The 21394-nt window shown below is 62.5% G+C and carries 22 protein-coding genes; 12 read left to right on the forward strand and 10 right to left on the reverse strand.

Annotated elements, in window-relative coordinates; all coding sequences use genetic code 11:
* Nucleotides 1-14: 14 nt before the first annotated feature.
* From pdxT to HGSM_RS05210, 3 genes are all read right to left on the reverse strand, one after another.
* A complete protein-coding gene (gene pdxT, locus HGSM_RS05200) occupies nt 15-656 on the reverse strand; it encodes a pyridoxal 5'-phosphate synthase glutaminase subunit PdxT (protein WP_019147689.1) in 642 nt (213 codons plus the stop codon).
* An 83-nt stretch (nt 657-739) separates the two neighbouring features.
* Entirely contained in the window at nt 740-1717 is a 978-nt protein-coding gene (gene pdxS / locus HGSM_RS05205) for a pyridoxal 5'-phosphate synthase lyase subunit PdxS (RefSeq protein WP_019147690.1), read from the reverse strand.
* A 142-nt stretch (nt 1718-1859) separates the two neighbouring features.
* Nucleotides 1860-2927: a hypothetical protein gene (locus HGSM_RS05210; protein ID WP_019147691.1), complete on the reverse strand. Its 1068-nt coding sequence runs from the start codon at nt 2925-2927 to the stop codon at nt 1860-1862.
* A gap of 141 nt (nt 2928-3068) precedes the next feature.
* On the opposite strand from HGSM_RS05210, the gene pdxR reads away from it, so the two are divergent.
* The 5 genes from pdxR (at nt 3069) to HGSM_RS05235 (ending at nt 8661) form a co-directional block, all read left to right on the forward strand.
* On the forward strand, nt 3069-4544 hold the full coding sequence (gene pdxR, locus HGSM_RS05215; RefSeq protein ID WP_019147692.1) for a MocR-like pyridoxine biosynthesis transcription factor PdxR: 1476 nt from the start codon (nt 3069-3071) through the stop codon (nt 4542-4544).
* Nucleotides 4545-4708: 164 nt separating this feature from the next.
* Nucleotides 4709-4945 carry a FeoA family protein gene (locus tag HGSM_RS05220; protein ID WP_081581345.1) on the forward strand — a complete coding sequence of 79 codons (237 nt, stop codon included), beginning with the start codon at nt 4709-4711 and terminating at the stop codon, nt 4943-4945.
* Nucleotides 4942-7053 carry a ferrous iron transport protein B gene (gene feoB, locus HGSM_RS05225; RefSeq protein ID WP_019147694.1) on the forward strand — a complete coding sequence of 704 codons (2112 nt, stop codon included), beginning with the start codon at nt 4942-4944 and terminating at the stop codon, nt 7051-7053. Before HGSM_RS05220 ends, feoB begins: the two co-directional genes overlap by 4 nt.
* Entirely contained in the window at nt 7050-7277 is a 228-nt protein-coding gene (locus HGSM_RS05230) for a hypothetical protein (RefSeq protein ID WP_019147695.1), read from the forward strand. Before feoB ends, HGSM_RS05230 begins: the two co-directional genes overlap by 4 nt.
* Before the next feature lie 133 nt (nt 7278-7410).
* Nucleotides 7411-8661, forward strand: coding sequence for a hypothetical protein (locus tag HGSM_RS05235; protein WP_154646253.1), 1251 nt, complete (start codon nt 7411-7413; stop codon nt 8659-8661).
* A 301-nt stretch (nt 8662-8962) separates the two neighbouring features.
* Here HGSM_RS05235 and HGSM_RS05240 read toward each other — a convergent pair whose 3' ends face one another.
* Complete coding sequence (locus HGSM_RS05240; protein WP_019147697.1) at nt 8963-11398, reverse strand: phosphoketolase family protein; 2436 nt, start codon at nt 11396-11398, stop codon at nt 8963-8965.
* A gap of 171 nt (nt 11399-11569) precedes the next feature.
* Nucleotides 11570-12754: a PQQ-dependent sugar dehydrogenase gene (locus HGSM_RS05245; protein ID WP_019147698.1), complete on the reverse strand. Its 1185-nt coding sequence runs from the start codon at nt 12752-12754 to the stop codon at nt 11570-11572.
* A gap of 115 nt (nt 12755-12869) precedes the next feature.
* Here HGSM_RS05245 and HGSM_RS05250 point away from each other — a divergent pair, with 115 nt between their 5' ends.
* From HGSM_RS05250 to add, 3 genes are all read left to right on the forward strand, one after another.
* On the forward strand, nt 12870-13673 hold the full coding sequence (locus tag HGSM_RS05250) for an alpha/beta hydrolase (RefSeq protein WP_019147699.1): 804 nt from the start codon (nt 12870-12872) through the stop codon (nt 13671-13673).
* A 59-nt stretch (nt 13674-13732) separates the two neighbouring features.
* Nucleotides 13733-14125, forward strand: coding sequence for a YchJ family protein (locus HGSM_RS05255; RefSeq protein WP_019147700.1), 393 nt, complete (start codon nt 13733-13735; stop codon nt 14123-14125).
* 189 nt (nt 14126-14314) lie between these two features.
* Nucleotides 14315-15343, forward strand: coding sequence for an adenosine deaminase (gene add / locus HGSM_RS05260; protein WP_019147701.1), 1029 nt, complete (start codon nt 14315-14317; stop codon nt 15341-15343).
* Nucleotides 15344-15474: 131 nt separating this feature from the next.
* On the opposite strand, the gene HGSM_RS05265 is transcribed toward add, so the two are convergent.
* On the reverse strand, nt 15475-16032 hold the full coding sequence (locus HGSM_RS05265; protein WP_019147702.1) for a DUF937 domain-containing protein: 558 nt from the start codon (nt 16030-16032) through the stop codon (nt 15475-15477).
* A 417-nt stretch (nt 16033-16449) separates the two neighbouring features.
* Between HGSM_RS05265 and HGSM_RS05270 the strand changes: the two genes are divergently transcribed.
* Nucleotides 16450-17106, forward strand: coding sequence for a CYTH domain-containing protein (locus HGSM_RS05270; RefSeq protein ID WP_019147703.1), 657 nt, complete (start codon nt 16450-16452; stop codon nt 17104-17106).
* Nucleotides 17107-17170: 64 nt separating this feature from the next.
* Here the strand turns inward: HGSM_RS05270 and HGSM_RS05275 are convergent, their stop codons facing one another.
* Nucleotides 17171-17845, reverse strand: a complete 675-nt coding sequence (locus HGSM_RS05275) for an alpha/beta hydrolase (protein WP_019147704.1) — start codon at nt 17843-17845, stop codon at nt 17171-17173.
* An 80-nt stretch (nt 17846-17925) separates the two neighbouring features.
* Between HGSM_RS05275 and HGSM_RS05280 the strand changes: the two genes are divergently transcribed.
* Nucleotides 17926-18552 (forward strand): trimeric intracellular cation channel family protein, encoded by a 627-nt coding sequence (locus tag HGSM_RS05280; RefSeq protein WP_019147705.1) that lies wholly within the window; start codon nt 17926-17928, stop codon nt 18550-18552.
* A 102-nt stretch (nt 18553-18654) separates the two neighbouring features.
* On the forward strand, nt 18655-19263 hold the full coding sequence (locus HGSM_RS05285) for a thymidine kinase (RefSeq protein ID WP_019147706.1): 609 nt from the start codon (nt 18655-18657) through the stop codon (nt 19261-19263).
* 3 nt (nt 19264-19266) lie between these two features.
* On the opposite strand, the gene HGSM_RS05290 is transcribed toward HGSM_RS05285, so the two are convergent.
* Both HGSM_RS05290 and HGSM_RS14940 read right to left on the reverse strand, forming a co-directional pair.
* Nucleotides 19267-19821: a hypothetical protein gene (locus tag HGSM_RS05290; protein WP_019147707.1), complete on the reverse strand. Its 555-nt coding sequence runs from the start codon at nt 19819-19821 to the stop codon at nt 19267-19269.
* Between the two features lie 20 nt (nt 19822-19841).
* Nucleotides 19842-19973: a hypothetical protein gene (locus HGSM_RS14940; RefSeq protein ID WP_019147708.1), complete on the reverse strand. Its 132-nt coding sequence runs from the start codon at nt 19971-19973 to the stop codon at nt 19842-19844.
* 197 nt (nt 19974-20170) lie between these two features.
* On the opposite strand from HGSM_RS14940, the gene HGSM_RS05295 reads away from it, so the two are divergent.
* Nucleotides 20171-20611, forward strand: a complete 441-nt coding sequence (locus tag HGSM_RS05295; RefSeq protein ID WP_019147709.1) for a hypothetical protein — start codon at nt 20171-20173, stop codon at nt 20609-20611.
* Between the two features lie 274 nt (nt 20612-20885).
* Here HGSM_RS05295 and HGSM_RS05300 read toward each other — a convergent pair whose 3' ends face one another.
* Nucleotides 20886-21332 (reverse strand): hypothetical protein, encoded by a 447-nt coding sequence (locus HGSM_RS05300; RefSeq protein WP_040594674.1) that lies wholly within the window; start codon nt 21330-21332, stop codon nt 20886-20888.
* Nucleotides 21333-21394: the final 62 nt, after the last annotated feature.

Below are 21394 nucleotides of genomic sequence, written 5' to 3' on the forward strand. Positions count from 1 at the left end.
GGTTCCACACAGAACTACACCGACGAGGAAACTCCAAGGGTCCTCAGGAAGTACCGGTGCAACGCTAGGTCGCCCGTGATCTCAGGGTGGTAGGCCGCAGCCACGATGCGTCCGGAGGCAACCGCCACCGGATTCCCCTGATGGGTGGCAACAACGCGGACGCCCGCGCCAACTCGGCGAATGATCGGCGCCCGGATGAACGCCACGCGGCTCGGCGTGGAAGCAGGAATTGTGCCGACCTCAAAATCCTCCGCTGCACACTCAACGTCTGCCTCGAACGACGCCAACTGCCCGCCGTAGCCGTTGCGCTCGACGAGGACATCCAGCCCGCCCACCCGATCAAAGCCCGCCAATGCACCCGGCTCAGCAATATCGTCGGAAAGCAAAATCAGGCCCGCGCACGTGCCGAGCACGCCAAAATCTCCACCGTCCAACCTGGCGCGAATCGCGCGGAGCAGCCCCATCGGGGCTGCGAGCCGGGCGATCGCAGTGGACTCGCCGCCAGGCATGACCAGCCCATCCAACCCATCGAGTTGGGCGGGCGTGCGCACGAGCGAGACGTCCGCCCCGAGCACGGACAGCATGTCCGCATGCTCGGAGACGGCGCCTTGCAAGGCTAGAACGCCAATTCTGTGTTTGACTCCGTCGAACGGCATCCGCTCCAACTCCGCCAGAGTCTCGCTTCGCGGAGACCCTAGCTGTGTTTGCGCTACCTTGTTCACCGGGATAAGAGGAGGGGTCACCGGCCGCGCTCCGCCAAACGGTGCGGAGCTGGAAGGTCCGCCACATTGATGCCGACCATGGCCTCGCCCAAGCCGCGGGACGCCTTGGCAATCTCGGCTGGGTCGTTGAAGTGGGTGGTTGCGTGGACGATCGCACGGGCGCGCTGCTCTGGGTTACCTGACTTGAAGATGCCCGAGCCCACAAACACGCCGTCGGCGCCCAGCTGCATCATCATCGCGGCGTCCGCAGGGGTGGCCACGCCACCCGCCACAAACAGGACCACGGGGAGCTTGCCGTCGCGTGCCACCTGCTTGACCAGCTCGTATGGGGCCTGGAGCTCCTTGGCCTCCACGTACAGTTCGTCCTCGGAAAGCGAGGTCAGGCGCGCGATCTGCGCCTTGATCGTGCGGATGTGCTTCATTGCCTCGGAGACGTCACCTGTTCCGGCCTCGCCCTTGGAGCGAATCATCGCGGCACCCTCGGTGATGCGGCGCAGAGCCTCACCCAGGTTAGTTGCCCCGCACACAAACGGCACGCTGAACTCGCGCTTGTTGATGTGGTGGATGTAGTCGGCGGGGGAGAGGACCTCGGACTCGTCGATGTAGTCCACGCCGAGCGCCTCGAGCACCTGCGCCTCAACGAAGTGTCCGATGCGTGCCTTGGCCATGACGGGGATCGAGACTGCCTCGATGATGCCGTCGATCAGGTCAGGGTCGCTCATGCGGGCCACGCCACCCTGCGCGCGAATGTCCGCGGGCACTCGCTCGAGTGCCATGACCGCAACGGCCCCGGCGTCCTCGGCGATCTTGGCTTGCTCGGCGTTGACCACGTCCATGATCACGCCGCCCTTGAGCATCTTGGCCAGCCCAGTGTTGAGGCGGTTTGCGGGAACCAGATCATGATTTTCGACGATCGTGGTGGCGTTTCCCTCGGGTGCGGCTGGGTGGGTGCTTGGGTTGGTGTTTGTGCTGTTCGCGGGCGCAGTTGTGCTCATGGTGGACTCCTTGGGATTGTGAAACACGGGTTCACAGACAAGAATCCACTAGAAACTGGACTAGGGCCAGATCCGGTTAGAGAAACTTGGGATGTACCAGTTTGCGGGTTGGTGCGAGGGAGGCTCGCGGTACTGGCTGTGGTCAGAGGTTTTCCATGCGGAGCATCTCGGGAGCATTCTCGGTGGCCTGGTCAAGAAGGCTCACCACCTGAAGCCAGCGTGGGAACGGGTCGGTGGCTTCGGACTTGGTTGAGCCAAAGAACTCCCAGTCGTGGGTTGAGCCGTCGTGGAACTCTACGTGAATCAGGCGAACGGGGGCCGCCTTGGGGGAGAGGCCAATGACGGCGATCTCCGAATAGTAGAGCGTGTCGGCATCCACCGAGATCGAATCTGGGGCGATCGTGAGCTGGCGGTGTCCGTTGGCGTAGCGGCTGGCGGAGATTGCGAGCGAGATCGCTGCAACAATCGCAAGCGGCGCACAGAGCCATCCGAGAACCGCGAGTGCACTGATCTTGGTGGCGCCTGCAACGGGGATGAGTATTGCGGCAGCGACCACGGCAAGCCCGAGAACCAGAGCAGACCTGCGGATCGTGCGGACGGTGCCGTTTCGAGATGCTGTTAGGGTGACAGGCTCTTTGAGTGTTCCCCAACCATCCTCGGGCTCCGGGTGCGCCTCGGCATCCGAAGAGACTGATCGGACGGGGCCCCTAGTGATGGTTGCGGCCGTGTGAGCGCTCAGAGCGGAGACGAACGCGGTGAAGTCGGGGCCGCGCAGGAGTGGGAGCGGGAAGGTGTGCCCCTCCTCGGTCTTGACCGTAATCGAGCGGTTCACCTTGGTGTCGGATGTCCCCGCAAAGTGCGCGCTGCCGTGCGAGAAAGTGCTCGTGGCCAGCGGGTATGTGCGGACAGTGTGCCCGCTTCGGACCACCTCAACATCCGTGTCGGTGAGCTGGACCGTGGTCCTCAGGGCGGGAAGCAATTGCCGCCAAACCATCACGAGTCCCACCAGAAGAAGGGCCCCGATGATTCGCGAGGCAAAAGTGCTTCCGTCCGGACTCTTCATTACTCCAGACAGCGCAAGGACGCCCAGGCCACCGAGAACGACCCCGGATCCGATCAAGAATGCGATCGTGCCACCGTGTTCGGTTCGATAGGACAGGGTGGTGGCTGCGGGCTTGTTGGGCTGCGCTGCTGGGGTCTCTGGCTGCATCTCTTCAGCCTAGCCGCGAGACGTTCACGGGCAAAAACGACCGAGGGTGCTCGGGTTTGGTTGCAAACTGGCCCACTGTGGGCGGGGTTCACAGGGCGGTTGCATGGACCAGATTCCCGTTCCGCGCGCTACGCTGGCCCCATGATCCCCATCGTGTTGCGCTCCGACGTGCCCGAGCCCATGGCTGTCCAAATTGCTGCGGAGATCCGCCGACTCGTGGCCGCAGGAGCGCTCGAGCCGGGCCAGCCCGTGCCCTCAAGCAGGGCGTTGGCGAGCCAACTCGGGGTATCGCGGGGAACAGTCGTGGCCGCATATGACCAGCTCGTGGCCGAGAGCTACCTTGTGGCAACCCCCGGAGGGAAGACCCGCATCCACCCCGACACCTCAGCCCGGCCAGTCGCTGCCAGTGCTGGGGCACGGCCGGCGAGACGCGCCACGACGGCCGCTGGTATGAGGCTGGGTGGTGACCACGATCGTCGTGAATCACATCCAGCGCAGCTGGACCTCACTCCACACGTGCACCTGCCGGTCGTGGTTGATGATTCCAGCTGGCGCGAGGCATGGCGGGCGGCGGCAACGCCGCAGCAGGGCGCGCACAGCCAGCCGGGGGAGTCCGTGCAGGGGCTCGCGCAGTTGCGCGAGGCGATCGCCGAGCACCTGCGGTTGATGCGGTCCATGGTGGTGGATCCAGCCGACATTTTTGTGACCACGGGCGCTCGAGATGGGCTCGCGCTCGTGCTCGCCGCGCTTGGCGCTGACAGCGGTCCGCAGTCAGCCGTGGGGTTTGAGTCCCCGGGCTATCCGGGCCTGCGCAGGGTCATGACCCGGGTTGGGGTGGAGGCGCTGCCTCTCGCAGTGGACACGCAGGGGCTTGTGGCCAGTGAGTTGCCGGCTGCAGTGGGGGCCATTCTGGTGACGCCGAATCACCTGTACCCGGTGGGCGGATCGATGCCCGCACCGCGGCGATTCGAACTGCTGGCGCGCGCCGAGGACCGGGGCGTGCTCGTGATCGAGGACGACCTGGACTCCGAGTACCGGCATGTGGGAGCGATCTTGCCGAGCCTGTGGGAGCTCGCGCCGCAGAGCGTGGTCCACCTGGGAACGTTCAATCAGGTGCTGACCCCGGATGCCCGGATCGGGTACTTGATCGCGCCGGCCGCGCTGCACGCGGGTCTGCTTGCGGCTCGAGGTGACCTGGGGTCGGGCGCCTCTGCAATCGCCCAGCGCGCCGTTGCCTCCTATTTGAGCGGAGGCGGGCTTCGCCGTCACCTGATCCGCCGCAGGCGGGAGATTGTGCGGCGCAGGGAGGTTGTGTCTGCCGCGCTGGGTGAGTTCGGGGTGCAGATGAACGCGGGCGCGAACGCGATCGTGGAGCTGCCCAGTCACGCCGTGAGTTTGGACGTTCAGCGGAGTTGCGCTGAGTTGGGCGTGCTGGTGGGAGACCTTGGCGCGTACTGGAACCAGCCGGCGCAGGGGCCGGCGCAGGGGCCGGCGCAGGCGCCGGTGGCGGGAATCGTGATTGCGTACGGAAGCGTGGACTTCGGCGAACTGGGGCCAGCGGTGGAGGTGGTTGCGCGGGAGGTCCGTCGGGTCATCCCTCTTGCGCCGAGATCCTAACTGCGGCGGTGAGTTCCTAACTGCCAGCTAGGATCTCGGCGAGGAAGGGGGGGCGCAGCGCCCTCCTGTAGGCCGCAATCCGCTCGAAGATTACGCAACGTGGATGTTGCGTAACGGGACCAAAGTCCCTGCGAACTTAGGCTCTACTAACCTAAGTTGGGAGCGTGAACCTATCTAACTGCCCATTGGATTCCACGGTCACGGTCCTCTACGTGGAGGGCACGCCCGCGCAGCAACTCCGTTACGCCGAAATGGGGCTGCTTCCCGGCTCGACCGCCGCAGCTATTCTCAGCGGGTTCGGGCGGCGCAGGGTGATCAAGCTCGGCGCTGAGCGCATTGCGTTTGCGCCCGAGGCAGCGAGCAAGGTTCACGTGCAACTTGCGGGCAGCGCGCGGCGATGACCTGCCACGATACCGGTGATGGATCGGTCCAGGTGGGTGCCGGTGCGGCTGGAGCAGGTGCCGCAACCGCAACACTGCCTCTCACGGGCCGCCAGATCATCCTCGTGGGGCGCCCCAACGTGGGCAAGTCCACGCTGTTTAACCTATTGACCGGTTCGCACCAGAAAACCATGAACGTCCCACGCACAACCGTCAGCGTTGAGGTGGGGACGTGGGCTTTGGCCACGGGCGAGCGGGTCTCGATCACGGACCTGCCCGGCACCTATTCTCTGAACCCCACCTCGCCCGATGAGGAAGTCACAGCACATGCCGTGGACGACTGTGCGCGCGAGATCGCCGCGGCTGGGGCAGACTCCCACCGCCTCGCCGTCGTCGTCCTAGACGCCACCGCTCTCGGCTCGTCCCTTTACCTGTATGCACAGACCAGGCTCAGCGGCGTTCCCGTGGTCGTGGCGTTGAGTATGAACGACATGGCCGCGGCCTCTGGCACCTCGGTGGATCCCGAGCGCCTGGCCCGCGCGCTCGGTGCGCCGGTTGTGCCCATCAACCCGCGCCTTGGCCGCGGTGCCGCTGAGCTTGAGGCCGCGCTCGATCGCGTTGACCGCGCCCCTTCGGGGCTCATTCCGCTCCCAATTTTCGACGATCCTGCCGCCACTTCCAGCACCGTTAACCCGGGCGCGGATCCCGCTGCTGGGGTTTCTCCTCCGGAGGCTTCCCATTCTGGGGTTTCCCGTTTGGAGGCAGACGAGGAACTAGAGCGGGCGCACAGACTGTTCGGCTGGGTCCGTGAAGTCCTTGAACACATCCAGCCCGCAGACGAAGGCCAAGACGGTTCGAGTGCGAAAGGTCGGGCGACGCCGTCTGACCGGCTTGACCGGTTCTTGTTGCGTCCGCTGTACGGCATCCCCGTGTTCCTTGCGGTCCTGTGGGCAACCTTCCAACTGACCACCACCATTTCCGGCCCGATTCAGGACTGGCTCGAAGGACTGGTCACGGGGCCACTCACGTCCGGAGTGTCCGGACTCCTTGAACTCGCAAGCGCGCCTAGATGGCTCATGTCCCTGACAGTCGACGGCCTCATCGCCGGCGTGGGTACAGTGGTCAGCTTCCTGCCGCTCATGGCGATCATCTTCACCATGATCTTCCTGCTGGAGGACTCGGGTTACCTTGCCAGGGTCGCCGTGATGGCGGACCGGGCAATGCAGTCACTCGGGCTCGACGGTCGGGCGGTCCTTCCCCTGGTTATCGGGTTCGGCTGCAACATCCCAGCCTTAACCGCCACCAAGACGATCCCCGATGCGAGGCAGCGCCTTCTGACGGGTCTTCTCATTCCGTACTCGTCCTGCACGGCACGACTGGTCATCTACCTTCTACTGGCATCGGTGTTCTTCCCCGGGCATGCTGGCACGGTCGTGTTTGCCATGTACATCGTGTCCGCGCTGGTGATCCTCGGGGTTGCGTATGCCTTGCGGAAAACAGCGTTCCACTCGCTCGTGCGGGAGCCCCTTGTGATTGTGCTTCCCGCCTACCAAACCCCACGGTTTGGCTCGCTCGGCCGAGCGGTAGCCCTGCGCTGCTCGGGTTTCGCGCGCCGTGCTGGCGTGGTCATCCTTGCTCTGTCAATGGGGGTGTGGACGCTCATGGCGATCCCCGTGGATGGCGAGCACGCGATCGGTGACATGGACATGCCCGTGCAGTCATCCCTGTTCGGGGCGGCATCGAGCGCAATCGCACCGATTTTTGAGCCCGCGGGCTTCGGCGACTGGCACATTTCCGCCTCGCTCATCACCGGATTTGTGGCTAAGGAAGCGGTAGTGGGTACGCTCGCCACCACTTACGGCATGGATGAGCCCGCCGAGGGTGCAGCGCCTCGGGACCTCTCGGAACAGCTGCACGCTACTTTTGACGCAAGTTCAGGCGGATACCCGGCGCTCGCGGCCGCCGCGTTCATGGTGTTCTGCCTGGTCTACACGCCGTGCATGGTCACGGTTGCCGAGCAGAAACGCCTCTTCGGCGCTAAGATTACCGCCGGATCCGTGGGTGGCTCGATCCTGCTTGCGTGGCTGCTCGCGGTGGGCATCTTCCAGATTGGCAGGCTGTTCCTGTGATCGCGGTGAAGGGCGCCATCCCAGACGATCTCCTCGCGCTCATGCAGCGCGAGGACGCCACGCTCCGCGCCCGCACGGCCCCGGCAGGGCCCGTTCAGCAGGAACCGGCCGCTGACGCGTCCGCTCGGACAGGCTTGACCATTGATGCGACTGCCCGGATCGCCTGCGCCGGCTGCTTCTTCGCGCCGGAGTGCGCTGGCAGTTGCGCTGCCGTTCCTGGCTAATCCCAGGCTGCCGCGCCAGAGTCCCCGCACCCTCGCACTGCGCCGTAACTAGGGACGAGGGGGAGTTGATTCCCGACGATTCTGCTCGCGTACCAGCGCTCGTTTCGTGGGACTCATGCGTATGCTCGGAAACATGATCACCCCAGAGCAGTTGGTTGAGAGCGTGGTTGGCCGCAATCTGTGTATGGCCTACGTCCAAGAGTTCGGCAAGGAAGACGAAACCTCGGCAGCCGACGAGTTTAGGCGGTTCCTGTTTGACGTTTCGTTTGTTGAAGGCGCGAGTGACCAAGGGCGCGCTAGCTTCGGCTGGGATGAGTCGGGAAAGCCGCTAAGCGGAAATGAGCTCGTCATGGCCGTTGAGAGCTCGCTCGTTGACCAAGGTGTCAATTTGGCGAACCTGCCGGGCGCCGTTGCGCGCAAACTGGATGAGTTCGACCTTGATGCGATGCCCACCGGGGCTGCGGGTCGAGATCTGCTGAGAGCCGCGCTGACTCGGGCGGTGGATGAACTACACCTGTGGGGCCAGCCTTTGGATGCTGAGGAACGCATCGCGGCGTCTGCGCCTGTGCGCGCCGCCCTTGTGCGGGTGGCCGCGCACATCCTCGCGAGCGAAGGCGCCGCAGGTTGGAACAGGCCGCACGATTCCGCCCGGCAAATGGTCGTGTACTTCCCCGGACGTAATGAGACTCCTGCTCCGAAGCGGAAGTGGTGGCAGAAGAAGACTGAGCAGCCTGCCATCGAACTGCATGCACACCAACGCGAGGCCGAAGCGATAGCGCAGATCCTTGCGGATGACGCCGCAGAAAACGCTAAGGCCGAGGCCCGGGACTCCGAATACAGGCGCAAACACCCGGGCCGCGAATACAGCGGCGTCTGGTGGTCGTTTCCAACTTTTACTCTGGCAAGTTCTACCCCACCCACGGAACTTGGAACACCCAAGATTCTGCATTTCCAGGAAGACTCGTTCGGGGACGAACGGGCTTCAAGCTGGCACGTTAACCCGCATAACCTGAACATCTATGAGGTCGCACACCACACGGACTGGGCAGATATTTGCGCCAAGTACCCGCGAACGATGACCTCCCAAAACTGGTACACGTGGTCCGAAAACACTGGGCGGACGGGCGAGTGGGTCATTCCCGCGTGGGAACTCATGGCCCGCGACTTCGACGGCATCCACCTCACTACGTCCGCGTACCTCGAGATGACTGGCGCTGCGGTTCCGGTTCCGGACCTTGGCACCGCGGGCCAGTGGGCGAGCACTCTCGCGGGATGGTCGCCGGACATCACCTACTACTTTGCGCCCATTAGCGTGGACGAAGACTCCCGCCAGGAATGGCACCGGGACGAGGACGGGCAGTGGCAACCGGGTGCTGGAAGGTGACCACGATCGTCGAAAATCATTTCCCGGTGCACCCGCCGCCCGCGCGCGCCTACCCACCCAACGTCCGTCATTACACCGCGAGTGCCGGTTTTTGGTGGTGAGTGCCGGATCCTAGATCCGGCACTCACCACCAAAAACCGGCACTCGCCGTATGTGCGGGGCCACAGAGCCTTTGGGCCGGGTGCGTGGGGTCGGAAGAGTGGGCGCGTGGGGTCGGAAGAGTGGGGGCGTGGGCAGAAGTAGGCGGCGCCACCGGGTATCCCAGGGCGCCGCCCCACCTCTACTTAGGCAGGAGCCCTACCTACTCGTTGTCGCCACCCGTGGAGATCGTGGCCTCGACCTCGCTGCCGTCGGCGGCGTCTGCCGCGTCGGGCCAGACCCAGTCGCGGACCTCTGGGATGTCCTGGCCGTGCTCGCGGGTGTATGCGCGAGCCTCGATGCGCTTGTCCTGCATCTTCTGGCGCAGGCCGGCGTACTTTGAACCCAAACCGGGCACGCGGTCGATGACGTCGATGACCAAGTGGTAGCGGTCCAAATCGTTGAGCATGACCATGTCGAATGGCGTGGTTGTGGTGCCCTCCTCTTTGTAACCGCGCACGTGGATGTTGTCGTGACCGTTGCGGCGGTAGGTGAGGCGGTGGATCAGCCACGGGTAGCCGTGGTACGCGAAGATCACAGGCTGGTCGGCCGTGAAGATTGTGTCGAAGTCGCGGTCCGAGAGCCCGTGTGGGTGCTCCTTCTCATCCTGCAGGCGCATGAGGTCAACCACGTTCACCACGCGAACCTTGAGGTCAGGAAGCTCGCGCCGCAGGATGTCGGCTGCGGCGAGGACCTCGAGGGTGGGCACGTCGCCGGCCGCGGCAAGCACCACGTCGGGAGACTCGCCCGGGGTCTCCGAGCCCGCCCAGTCCCAAATCCCCAGGCCGCGCTCGCAGTGAGCCTTGGCCTGATCCATGTTCAGGAAGTTCGGCGCAGGCTGCTTACCCGCCACCACCACATTGACGTACTGCTTGGACCGCAGGCAGTGCTCGTACGTGGCCAGTAGGGTGTTGGCGTCTGCGGGCAGGTATACGCGCACGACCTCGGCCTTCTTGTTGACCACGTGGTCGATGAAGCCTGGGTCTTGGTGCGAGAATCCGTTGTGGTCCTGGCGCCACACGTGGGAGGACAGCAGGTAGTTGAGCGATGCAACGGGCCGGCGCCACGGGATGTCGTTTGTGACCTTGAGCCACTTGGCGTGCTGGTTGAACATTGAGTCAACGATGTGGATGAATGCCTCGTACGAGGTCATGAGGCCGTGACGGCCGGTGAGCAGGTAGCCCTCGAGCCAGCCCTGGCACTGGTGCTCCGACAGCATCTCCATGACGCGGCCAGCGCGGGCGAGGTGCTCGTCCACCTCCGGTCCAAAGAACTCCGCGTTCCACTGCTTATCCGTCACGTCAAACACGCCCTGGAGGCGGTTGGACGCGGTTTCGTCCGGACCGAAGATGCGGAAGTTGTCGGGGTTGCGGCGGATGACCTCGGTCAGGTAGCTGCCCAGCACGCGGGGAGCCTCCGTGAGTCCTGAAGCAGGAACCGGCACGTCGATGGCAAAGTCCTCGATGGGAGGCAGTCGCAGCTCCTTGAGCAAGAGGCCACCATTCGCGTGCGGGTTGGCGCTCATGCGCAGGTCAGCCGGGGGCGTGAGCGACGTGATGTCCTCGGCCACCCGTCCGTTCTCGTCGAAGAGCTCCTCGGGTTTGTATGAGGCAAGCCAGTCGTGGAGGTCTTTGAGGTGCGCCTCGGTGTCCCGGGCGTTGGCGAGCGGAACCTGGTGTGCGCGCCACGAACCTGTGGTCTTCTTGCCATCGATCTCCGCGGGGCCGGTCCAGCCCTTTGGCGTGCGGAACACGATCATTGGCCACATGGGGCGGGTTTCGTCGCCGGCAGCCGCGCGGGCCTTGATGGCGTCGATCTCGTCGAACACCTCATCGAGCAACGCGGCAAAGCGCGCGTGCACGGAAAGAATGTCCTCGGACTCGTCGTAGCCGCCCTCAAAGAAGTAGGGCTTGTGGCCGTATCCGATCATCAGCGCCTCGAGTTCCTCGTGGCTGATGCGGTCGAGCACGGTGGGGTTGGCGATCTTGTACCCGTTGAGGTGCAGGATTGGCAGGACGGTGCCGTCCTGGGCGGGGTTCACAAACTTGTTGGAGTGCCAGGATGTGGCAAGGGGGCCCGTCTCGGCCTCGCCGTCACCAACTACCGCAGCCACCAACAGGTCGGGGTTGTCGAACGCTGCGCCGTACGCGTGCGAGAGCGCGTAGCCGAGCTCGCCGCCCTCGTGGATGGAGCCGGGGGTCTCCGGGGCCACGTGCGATGGGATTCCGCCGGGGAACGAGAACTGCTTGAACAGCTTTTGCACGCCCTCGGTGTCCTGGGTGATGTCGGAGTAGGTCTCGGTGTAGGAGCCGTCCAGGTAGGAGGCTGCGACGAGTCCGGGCCCGCCGTGTCCGGGGCCGGTGATGTAGAGGGTGGACTGCTGGCGTTCCTTGATCGCGCGGTTCAGGTGCGCGTACAGGAAGGTGAGGCCCGGCGTGGTTCCCCAGTGTCCAAGGAGTCGCGGCTTGACATGGTCGCGCGTGAGTTCGGTGCGCAGAAGTGGGTTGTCGAGCAGGTAAATCTGGCCGACCGAGAGGTAGTTGGCGGTGCGCCACCAGCGGTCAATGATGTTGAGGGTTTCGTTCGATACTGGAGCCACGTTGGCACCTTCCTCACGCGATGAGTGTTTCCTGTCACATTCCAACCTAGCGGATTGTGCACGTTCACACTGGGTAGAAAATCCCAAGACCACGTCTTTCATGGAATGTATTCCGTGGGGGCGGGGAAAACTTCTAGGTTGGACGCATGACCTCTTGTCGCGGCCGCATTGCTACTGTCCCTGGACCGTAATCCGCAGGAGTTTGTCGTCTCCCGACCTCGGCGAGCCGCGACCGTCCGTGTTGTTCGTGATGATCCACAGTGCGCCGTCCGGCGCGAGCACCGCGTCCCGGATCCTCCCGAGGTCATCAATAGCCAGAGTCTGAGCTTCTGGGTCGCCCCCATCCACGAGCCGCAACGACTGCCCCCTCAAGTTCGCCATCGCAACCACCGGACCCGCGGCAAAATCCAGAACTGCGATCCCGCTGGGGCTCGCCTCGTCGGTGCCCCACTGTGCGATCGGATCCACGTACCATTCTTCACCGCCGATTCCCTCGATCACAGGCCATCCGTAGTTCTTGCCCGGCTCAATCACGTTGAGTTCATCCCACGTGTTCTGCCCAAACTCGGATGCGTACATCGTCCCGTCCGCGGCCCACGCCAGCCCCTGCACATTTCGGTGACCCCGGCTCCACACGGGCGACCCTTCCAGTGGATTGCCGTCCGGTGCAGGCCCCTGGGCAGGGATGGAGCCATCCAGGCTAAACCGCAGGATCTTGCCACCCAGGCTCGCCGGGTCCTGCGCGTGCTCGGGGTTGCCCGCGTCTCCTACGGAGACGTACAGGTGTTCGTCCGGCCCAATTGCGAGCCGCCCGCCGTTGTGGAAACCCGCAAATGGCAAATTTTCGACGATTGTGCTGGGTGATCCGAGTGTGATCGCCCCGTCAGCCTGAGTGAGTGGGTAGAGTTCGACTCTGTTTCCATTGGCGGTGGTTGAGTAGACGTAGAGCCCGTAGCCCTCGTGGTAGGCCAGGCCGAGCAGCCCGCCCTCGCCTCCGTGTTGCACTCCCTTAATGGTGGCGATACTGGCGAAGTCGCCCTCCACGCCGAGCTGAAGGATGCGACCGGTGTCTCGTTCCGACATCAGCAGGGTTTCTCCCACGAACACGATGGACCAGGGAGCTTTCAGATCCCGCGCAACGACCTCGGGGCTGCCGAGCACCTCACTGAGATCAGGCGTTTCCGCAGACTCGGGAGGTGTGCTGGAGGTGCTTGAGGGGGAGTTCTCGGGAGGCGTGCTGGAACGTGGCGTGGAGGCAGTCGGCGTGGGAACGGGTGTATCGGTGCCACAAGCGCCGAGCAGTGCCACCACGGAAAATGCAACCGTGGCCAAGGCTGGCGTGAGGCGAGTGTTCATGCGACTTACGATATTGCTGCGTGCGCGCCTCCGCACCCGCAGCCAATGGTCTCGCTTAGCATGGGCTCGCGCACACTACACTGGAGCCAAAACCTTCACCTGAAAAGGAATTACGTTGGCACTGCTTGACCTGCGCTTCTTCTCCCAAGCGCTCGGAGAATCATCCTCACTGACCGTGATTGCCCCAGAAGGCGGTGTCAACGACACCCAAGCGCGACTCACGGGAGAGTCGGCAGGCGTGGGCACTAACGGGGCAATGCCAGTCCTCTATCTCTTGCACGGCCTAGAGGGCGACGACTCCGTGTGGACTCGCCGAACGCTCATCGAACGCTACGTTGGTGAGCTCGGCCTGCTCGTAGTCATGCCAAAGGTTGGCCGCTCCTTCTACTGCGACGAGGCATACGGGCAAAAGTACTGGACGTTCCTCACCACCGAGCTGCCCGAAATGATCTCGCGCATGTTCAACGTTTCAACGGCGCGGGAAGACACGTTCGTGGCGGGACTTTCCATGGGCGGATACGGCGCGTTCAAGTGGGCGCTGCGCGAACCCCACCGCTTTGCCGCCGCAGCATCGCTCTCCGGCGCACTCAACGTTGCGGGCTCCGAGAGCTTCGACCGCCTACGCGAACAAGTGCCGCAGGTGTGGGGTGACAAGGGCCCCGAGGGCACACCGGACGACCTCATCCACCTCCTCGCCTCAGCACACCCGGCCGAACTGCCGGCGCTCTACCAGCGCTGCGGCAGCGAAGACTTCCTCTTTGCGGACAACCAAGCCTTTGCCGCGGCCGCCAAGGCCGCGGGTGTGACGGTCGATTCTGACCTCGCCCACCCGGGCGACCACAACTGGGATTACTGGAACGAGCAGATCCAGGGCGTGCTGGGTTGGCTGCCAATATCGTCGGAAATCAGTTCACGGTAGGGCTGGAACTGCACCCACAGACGCGATAGACAAGAGTTAGGTAGGAAGAGAGGTCGAACATGGTCGCACACAGATACGAGGGCGAATGCCCGTGCGGAACGGGCGAACTGTATGCACAGTGCTGCGGCCCGCTACACGCGGGGGAGCGGCGCGCGCAGACGCCCGAGCAGCTCATGCGCTCGCGGTACTCGGCGTTCTTTCTGCTCGACACTGAGTACCTGCGTCTGACGTGGGCGCCGGAGGCCACTCCACAGGACCTAACCCTAGACGCGCAGCAGAAGTGGACGCGACTAAGGGTTCTGGACGCGCCGGAGCCGGAGGGCAACGAAGGATACGTGCACTACCGCGCGCACTTTCGTTACGGCAACCTGCGGGACTTCCTAGAGGAGGTCAGTCGGTTTGAACGCCGTGATGGCGTGTGGCTGTACGTGGACGGCGAGATCCTGGAGTAGTTGGCGCAACTGGCACAGATGGTGCAGGTGGCACGGACGGCGTGACCCGGCTGCGAGGTCTGCCACGTCACGCGTTTAACTCGCTGGCCGTGGCGGCTCGCTGAGCAGGACCAACGTCCCCGCGCGATACTGTGGAGTAGCCCTTCGGGCACCCCCGCAGTAGAGATACTTCAGAATGGACGAGCAACCGTGCCAATCCCAGCCGTACCCACCGAATCCTTCCTTATGGGCCTGCCCAAGGCAGAGCTGCACCTCCACGTAGAGGGCACGTTGGAGCCAGACCTCAAACTTGAGCTCGCGGCTAAGAACAATATCGAACTCGACCAGAAGACCATCGAAGAGGTCGAGGCGAGCTACCAGTTCAACGACCTCTCATCCTTCCTCGCCGTGTACTACCCAGCGATGAACGTGCTGCAGACTGAGGACGACTTCTACGCACTCGCAATGGCGTACTTCCGCCGCGCAGCCGAGAACGGTGTCAAGCGCACCGAGATGTTCTTCGACCCCCAGGCGCACACCACCCGTGGCGTGCCGTTCGCTGACGTGGTCAACGGCTACTACCGCGCAACCCAGGACGCAGCAGACCTCGGTATCTCCGCCGAGCTCATCATGTGCTTCCTGCGTGACATGTCCGCTGAGTCAGCCGCCGAGCACCTCGAAATGTCCGTGCCATTTGCGGACAAGATCCTCGGCCTGGGCCTCGACTCCGACGAGCGCGACAACCCACCAGCCAAGTTCGCTGAGGTCTTTGCCCGTGGCCGCGAGCTCGGTTACAAGCTCACCATGCACTGCGACATCGACCAGGTCGGCTCGATCGAGAACATCCGCCAGGTCATCGAGGACGTCCAGGTTGACCGTATCGACCACGGCACCAATATCGTTGAGAACCCCGAGCTCGTAGCAATCGTCAAGGAAAAGGGTCTTGGCCTGACCTGCTGCCCAGTGTCCAACTCCTTTGTCACGGAGGACATGAAGGCAACCGAGATCACCGCGCTCCTTCGTGAGGGTGTCAAGGTCACCCTGAACTCCGACGACCCCGCATACTTCGGCGGATACATCGGCAAGAACTACGTGGACTACGCGGCCAAGTCCGGCGTTTCCACGGAGGAAATGATCCAGATCGCCAAGAACTCGTTCGACGTGTGCTGGATCTCTGACGAGGAGAAGGCCAAGTACTTCGCCGCAATCGACGAGTACATTGCGTCTTTCGAGGGCTGACACCTCCATTACTGACACGTTCCGTTGATCGGAGATCTACTCCAGTGCAACGAGACGTGAGGCATGCGAAAGGGCGCCGAACCCGAAGGTTCGGCGCCCTCATGTCCTGACCAATCAGTCAGAAACTGTGCTCAACGGCCGAAGAGTCCACCAAGGATGCTGCCGAGCATGCCACCACCAGCTTGCGGTTGCTGCTGTGTGTTTCCGCCGCCGAGCAGTCCACCGAGGATGGTTCCGAGCATGCCACCATCGGCTTGTGGTTGCTGTTGCTGAGCTTGCTCAACCTGCTGGTTCGGCTTCATCTTGTTGGCAAGAATGCCCATCACGACAGGTGCGAGCATCGGCAGGAGCTTCGCAAAGTCGATGCTCGCGGTGCGCTGCTCCTGATTGAGTGCCTGAACGACGTCTTGCTTCTCCTGACCAAAGATCTTACCGAGGATGCTGCCGCCGTCGTTGACGTCAATTGAGTTGATGTCGATGGTGCCATCGCCGACGTTGCCCGCGTGCTTGTTGAGTGCCTGCTCGATGGCCGAAGCGCCTTCCGGTGTCTGCGCGTTGTACTGCAGGCCACTAAGGATGGTTGCGCCGCCCTCCTGAATCGCCTGCTGGGCCGTGCTCCTGTCAACTCCAAACTTAGACGCGATCTCGTCGATCGGGAGCATGTTGATAATGTCTTCAAGTCCAGCCATTGCGGGGTCCTTCCACGTTGACAGGCATCATCGCCTGAGGTTCGTTTCAGCATATGGCCTTGTTGGGTGTACTGCGAGAGTGTTACCCCAATTTCATACACTCTCACCTGCTAAGTTCCGGGCGTGGGCGCGCGCATCCCCGAAGAGCGTGCTGCTTCTCGCCCCTGTCATGCTCGGGGCGGCCTCGGTCACGGCCTTCCTTCTTCATCGAACGGATCAATAATCATCCGTTCGATGGGAGGGGGATCTGATTGGGCTCGGTCGCAAACTGATTCTCGACGATCTTGCTTGGCTTGGCACTTCTCCTTTCGTGGGCCTAGCCCTCCTCATTTTTCCTGCTCGGGGCACTAGACTGGTGCCAAACCCACACGTCCAGCGTTGGACGAATCCGCGGGGACAGCACAGGCGGAGGCGATCATGAGCGAGACCGGATACGGCGACTTCGAGTTTGAGCGTCGGTTCTATCTTGAGGAACTCCCAGTCGTGGCACTGGACGACCCGACTCCGACCCTCATCGTGCAGAACTACTTCCTGTCCAAGGACGGCTATGCCATCCGCGTGCGCGCATCGGCGCAGGGAGTGCGGCTTGAGCACAGCGGTCACGAGGACATTGACGCGGTGCTCCGCACGCACGCCGCCGACTTCGATTTCTGTGCAATCACAGTCAAGGGGCCAATGAACGCGGGGACCCGGTACGAGGCGGAACGCGAACTCGACATCAGCATGGGCCTCAACCTCCTCGAACGCGGCGACAACCGGATCATCAAGAACCGCTATTCGGTATGGCTCGACTCTGACGGGTGGGTTATCGACGTCTTCGGTGCCAGCAACTTTCCACTGATCGTTGCGGAGGTCGAGCGCGGGGGACCCGTCACGGACCTGCGGATTCCTAGCTTCTGCGTTTCTGAGGTCACAGAAGATCGGCGCTTTGCCAACGAGTCGCTTGCGGTTGCACCCTTCTCCCAGTGGGCGCAGGACTACGGGGTCGAACTTGGCACTACCGGGCCTGTCTTCATGGAAAGCTTGGGCACCAACGTGCACGGCGGCTCTACGGGAGACCAACGGCCTCTCTGAGCGCTCAAGACGAAGAAAGGGCCGGCACCCGGGACGGGCGCCGGCCAGTTGCCGTCAGACGAAACTAGTTCCGCTGGGACGAGAGGAACGCAGCGAACCGATCATTATCGTCGCTGATTGCGTACTCCAAGAAGTGCGCAATGTTGGTCATTTCCGGTTCGCAGATGCCGTGAGCCATTCCGTTGTAGACGACCTCGGTCAACAGCGAACGTTCGTGTAGCCAGTCGGAAGCGAACTCGAAGCTGTCCATTGGGATCACCGGGTCCACGTCGCCGCGGCCAATGAAGATCGGCAGTTGAGCAGCCTTGAACGCATCGTCAGTTGGCAGCGCGGTGGCGCTGACAAAACCGGACATCATCACACCAGCAATGAACCGCTCAGGGCGGGAACGCAGCAACTGCGACACCATAGCGCCACCCTGAGAAAAGCCCATCAAAGCCACAGGAGTGGTCGGAGCAACGTTGACATCGAGCCACGCCAACACCGCCTCGGCGGCGTCTTGGACCTGCGCTGGGTCCGGGTGAGCGGGGGTCTGGGTGGGATGGAACCAGGCGTACCCGCCCATAAATCCAAGGGGAGCTCGAAGCGAAACCACTCCATACTCCTGGGGGAGGAACGGGGCGAGCCCGGCAAGATCGTCTTCGTTGGAGCCCATTCCGTGCATGAGGACAACCAGCGGACCGGACTCTTGCGGACGGCGCACCCACACGGTGGCGTCATCGTTGATGTAAAGCGTCATGAGTCCACCTTAGTTCGGATCGCGGCGAGCAATGCGTGCCGCTTTGCTCCAAGGGGGCAGATTCGAGTAAACATGTGCATATGGATTCAGGCGTTATCGCGCTGCTCATTCTTGACCTCGTAGGAACTTTTGCGTTCGCAATCAACGGGGCGATGACGGCTATCAAGTACGCGCGAGTCGACATCGTGGGTGTTCTGACACTCGGCATGGTCACCGCTCTTGGCGGTGGGTTCATCAGGGACATCTTGATCGATGACCTGCCACCCACCACCTTCCAGGACTGGCGCTACCTGCTCACTGCCGCCATAGGATCCCTGATCGCATTCTTCCTCGGGCGGCGGCTAGAGAAGCTTGCCAAGACCATCAATATGCTCGACGCAGTGGGAATGTCACTGTTCGCGGTGACGGGGACGCTCAAGGGGCTCGAGTTCGGGCTGGGCGCAACGCAGTCAATCATCCTCGGCATCATCACAGCAGCCGGTGGTGGAACACTCCGAGACATCATGATCCAGCGGATACCTGCCGTGCTCCATACTGAGCTCTATGCGATCCCTGCTGCCGTCACCGCAGCGCTCACCGCGATCGTGGTCTCGGCCAACCTTCACCTCGTCCCATGGGTTGTTGTCGCAGCAGCCATCGGATTTGCAATCCGAATGCTCGGCATCCACTACGACCTTCATGCACCCAAGCCGCTCAACACAGACTGATCCGCATCCGCGATTCTCACACCGCGACCTCCGCAGAACTTGGGGAGAGCGCGGCTAACATAAAGCGACCCCAGCAGGCATTCACACAGGGAGAACCCCACCTTGGCTAAGTTGTACTTCCGCTACGGAGCGATGAACAGCGGAAAGAGTACCTCGCTTCTTCAGGCAGCGCACAACTACGAGGAACGCGGACACATTGTTCTTCTGGCCAAGCCTGGTATTGACTCCAAGGCTGGGCGGGCGATTATCTCCCGACTCGGCGTGAACCACGACGTTGACTACCTGATCGGCGAGGATGAGAGCGCGTACGACGCGTTTCAGCAGCACCGCGCGCGCGTGCAAGAGGAGACTGGCAAGGACGTGTCGTGCTTGCTGGTGGACGAGGCTCAGTTTCTTTCTGAAACCCACGTCAACGACCTCTTGCGGGTGGCCGTTCTCGATGACATCCCTGTGATCTGTTACGGCCTGCGCACGGACTTCCAAACGGCCGCTTTCCCAGGATCGCGCCGACTGCTCGAGATCGCACACTCGCTCGAAGAGCTCAAGACCATTTGTCGTTGCGGACGCAAGGCTGTGTTCAACGCGCGCAGGGCTGACGGAAAGTTCATTTTTGACGGCGCTCAGGTCGCCATCGACGGCGTCGAGGTCACCTACGAGTCGCTGTGTGCCAAATGCTACCTGCGGGAATCGGGCGGCAAGCTCAACCGCTGAGGCTTAGCGGCTTGTTGCCTCGCGGATGAAACCGTAGATGCCTCTCACTACTGAGATGAGCACGATAAGGCCCCAGGCAACAAAGAGCGCGATCTTTACCGGAGTTGCCTGGAGAGTAAACACACTCGCGATGGCACCAAGAACTGCGAGTACCGACACGCTTGCCCGTGAACTCGCACTCAGCAGTGCGGTGCTAGAGGACGGGCTGAAAACGGACACGAGGTCTACGGCGATTACAACGCCGTGGCCAATCCAGGCGCCAACCGCGAGTGGCCAACGAATCACACCAGGAAACGCGGTGAAGTCCGCGTTCCATTCGTACGCTTCCTCGCGCGGAAGTGTAGTGATCAATAGGGTGAGCAGTGCCGCTGCAGCAAGGGCGAGCGGGTAGAAGGCTACGGTAAATGGCCAGCTCGCAGGCTTCAACGCTAACCCAACAACTACCAGCACGACTGCGATTGCGATGAGTAGGCTGCTTGCACCCCACAGCGCACCCGCAAAGAGGACGTGCGGCTCTCGTGTCCGCTTGGTTCCAGAGCGGCTCTTGGAGTGACTCACGTGGCTTCTCTTTCCTAGTCTTAATCGAACGGGGTCGGAACAACCCGGTAGACGTCCTTGCGCCGGATCCAGCGCCCAACTCCCTCGGAGACTACCTGAACCTCACGGATCTGATCGCCCACGCTCACCTCGAAGATGTATCCGCGGCCCATCTGGTCGATCTACGCATGAGTTCTCCTGTGAACCTCAGGGGCGGCAGACTAAATAAAGGCACTGTCTTGGAACCAACCATACGGAGACTTAAGCCGCGTCGAGCGGTAAGTCTGGTCGTCCTGGTGACACACTCACAACATCAGCACATTCGTATCGCGACCAGTACGAATCCCAAGACTGCACCAGAGGACCGACAATGCGCACCAAGAGACGCTCCCTTCTGGCGGTATCCGCCCTACTGGTGGTCATCGCGGCCGCGCTTGTCACCATCTTTATCGTGGGGCGACAGACGAACGGACGTGGAGAGGCAGGGATGTGGGAACTGGCCAATCCTGGGGAGGTCTCAGCGTCCAGCACCTCCGTGGACATTTTGGTTACGCGCCTCGAATGTGCCAGCGGCGTGACCGGCGAGATCTTGAAACCCACAGTGAGCTATGAGAACGACAGGATCGTCATCCGTGTGGATGTCGCACGAACTCCAAGTGCGGCAGCGAACTGCCAAGGAAACAACCAGGTCCCCGCCACGGTGACGTTGAAAGAACCCATTGGCCAACGCGCGCTTGTGGATTTCCAGTGCGTCGACGGAGAAGCCGTGAACTATCCCGTGTGCGACCCGTTGGAAAAGTGGATGCCGTAACCGCGTAACGCTGTCCACACGGCCCTACAGAGCCACACATACAGAATCCAGACGGCTCCTTGGGAGCCGCCTGGATTGAGTAGGGTTCTCGCCGAGATCCTAGTTGTGACGGTGAGTTCATAGCTGTGTGCTAGGTACTCACCGTTGTATCTAGGACCTCGGCGTTTGATTATCGACGATAGCGCAGGTCCCAGCCCCATCCACCAACTGCAGTGGGCTGGTTGGTGAATGGTCTACGGGACGGGAGTCGACGCCTCCGCTGACGGGTGCCCATCTAGTCCACTGTTGTGCTCGGCGACGGAGTCGAACCACTCTCTAGTTCATAGGTGGTGGGCACCACGTGGTAGACGTCCTTGCGCCAGAACCAGCGGCCCACGGACTGCGAAACTACTTCGACCTCGCGGCTCTGGTCTCCGACAGTCACCTTGAGCAGGTGCGATCGACCCATCTGGTCCACCTCTTCGGCTCTCGTACTGTCGGAGAGAGCCGCGAAGTCGCTGTAGGAGGCGACCTCGGACGCAACCTGCTCCTTGCTCGAGCCCTTGGGCAGGGAGGCACAAGCCCACTCGGGTGCGTCCATTCGGGCAGCGGTCACGAGCATCAAAATAGCCTCAGCAGGCTCCTCGTATCCGTCCCCGCAACTGGGTGCAGAGGAGCATCCGGACAAAAGTGTAACTCCGCTGATCACTACTGCCATACCAAACGCTGAGGCTGGACGCACGGGCTCTCCTATGAACGATGATGACGTCTTGACTGTGTGAAGTAGGGCCTACTGCCAGAGCA

Origin of the sequence: Timonella senegalensis JC301, from assembly GCF_000312125.1 — a bacterium.
Classification (GTDB): domain Bacteria; phylum Actinomycetota; class Actinomycetes; order Actinomycetales; family Cellulomonadaceae; genus Timonella; species Timonella senegalensis.

What these genes read in the sequence shown, in the direction of transcription:
- HGSM_RS05245 (WP_019147698.1), bottom strand. Translation starts at nt 12,754, where the DNA reads ATGAACACTCGCCTCACGCCAGCCTTGGCCACGGTTGCATTTTCCGTG.
- pdxT (WP_019147689.1), bottom strand. Translation starts at nt 656, where the DNA reads ATGCCGTTCGACGGAGTCAAACACAGAATTGGCGTTCTAGCCTTGCAA.
- HGSM_RS05270 (WP_019147703.1), top strand. Translation starts at nt 16,450, where the DNA reads ATGAGCGAGACCGGATACGGCGACTTCGAGTTTGAGCGTCGGTTCTAT.
- feoB (WP_019147694.1), top strand. Translation starts at nt 4,942, where the DNA reads ATGACCTGCCACGATACCGGTGATGGATCGGTCCAGGTGGGTGCCGGT.
- HGSM_RS05235 (WP_154646253.1), top strand. Translation starts at nt 7,411, where the DNA reads ATGATCACCCCAGAGCAGTTGGTTGAGAGCGTGGTTGGCCGCAATCTG.
- HGSM_RS05265 (WP_019147702.1), bottom strand. Translation starts at nt 16,032, where the DNA reads ATGGCTGGACTTGAAGACATTATCAACATGCTCCCGATCGACGAGATC.
- HGSM_RS05255 (WP_019147700.1), top strand. Translation starts at nt 13,733, where the DNA reads ATGGTCGCACACAGATACGAGGGCGAATGCCCGTGCGGAACGGGCGAA.
- pdxS (WP_019147690.1), bottom strand. Translation starts at nt 1,717, where the DNA reads ATGAGCACAACTGCGCCCGCGAACAGCACAAACACCAACCCAAGCACC.
- HGSM_RS14940 (WP_019147708.1), bottom strand. Translation starts at nt 19,973, where the DNA reads ATGGGCCGCGGATACATCTTCGAGGTGAGCGTGGGCGATCAGATCCGT.
- HGSM_RS05280 (WP_019147705.1), top strand. Translation starts at nt 17,926, where the DNA reads ATGGATTCAGGCGTTATCGCGCTGCTCATTCTTGACCTCGTAGGAACT.
- HGSM_RS05210 (WP_019147691.1), bottom strand. Translation starts at nt 2,927, where the DNA reads ATGCAGCCAGAGACCCCAGCAGCGCAGCCCAACAAGCCCGCAGCCACC.
- HGSM_RS05295 (WP_019147709.1), top strand. Translation starts at nt 20,171, where the DNA reads ATGCGCACCAAGAGACGCTCCCTTCTGGCGGTATCCGCCCTACTGGTG.
- HGSM_RS05275 (WP_019147704.1), bottom strand. Translation starts at nt 17,845, where the DNA reads ATGACGCTTTACATCAACGATGACGCCACCGTGTGGGTGCGCCGTCCG.
- pdxR (WP_019147692.1), top strand. Translation starts at nt 3,069, where the DNA reads ATGATCCCCATCGTGTTGCGCTCCGACGTGCCCGAGCCCATGGCTGTC.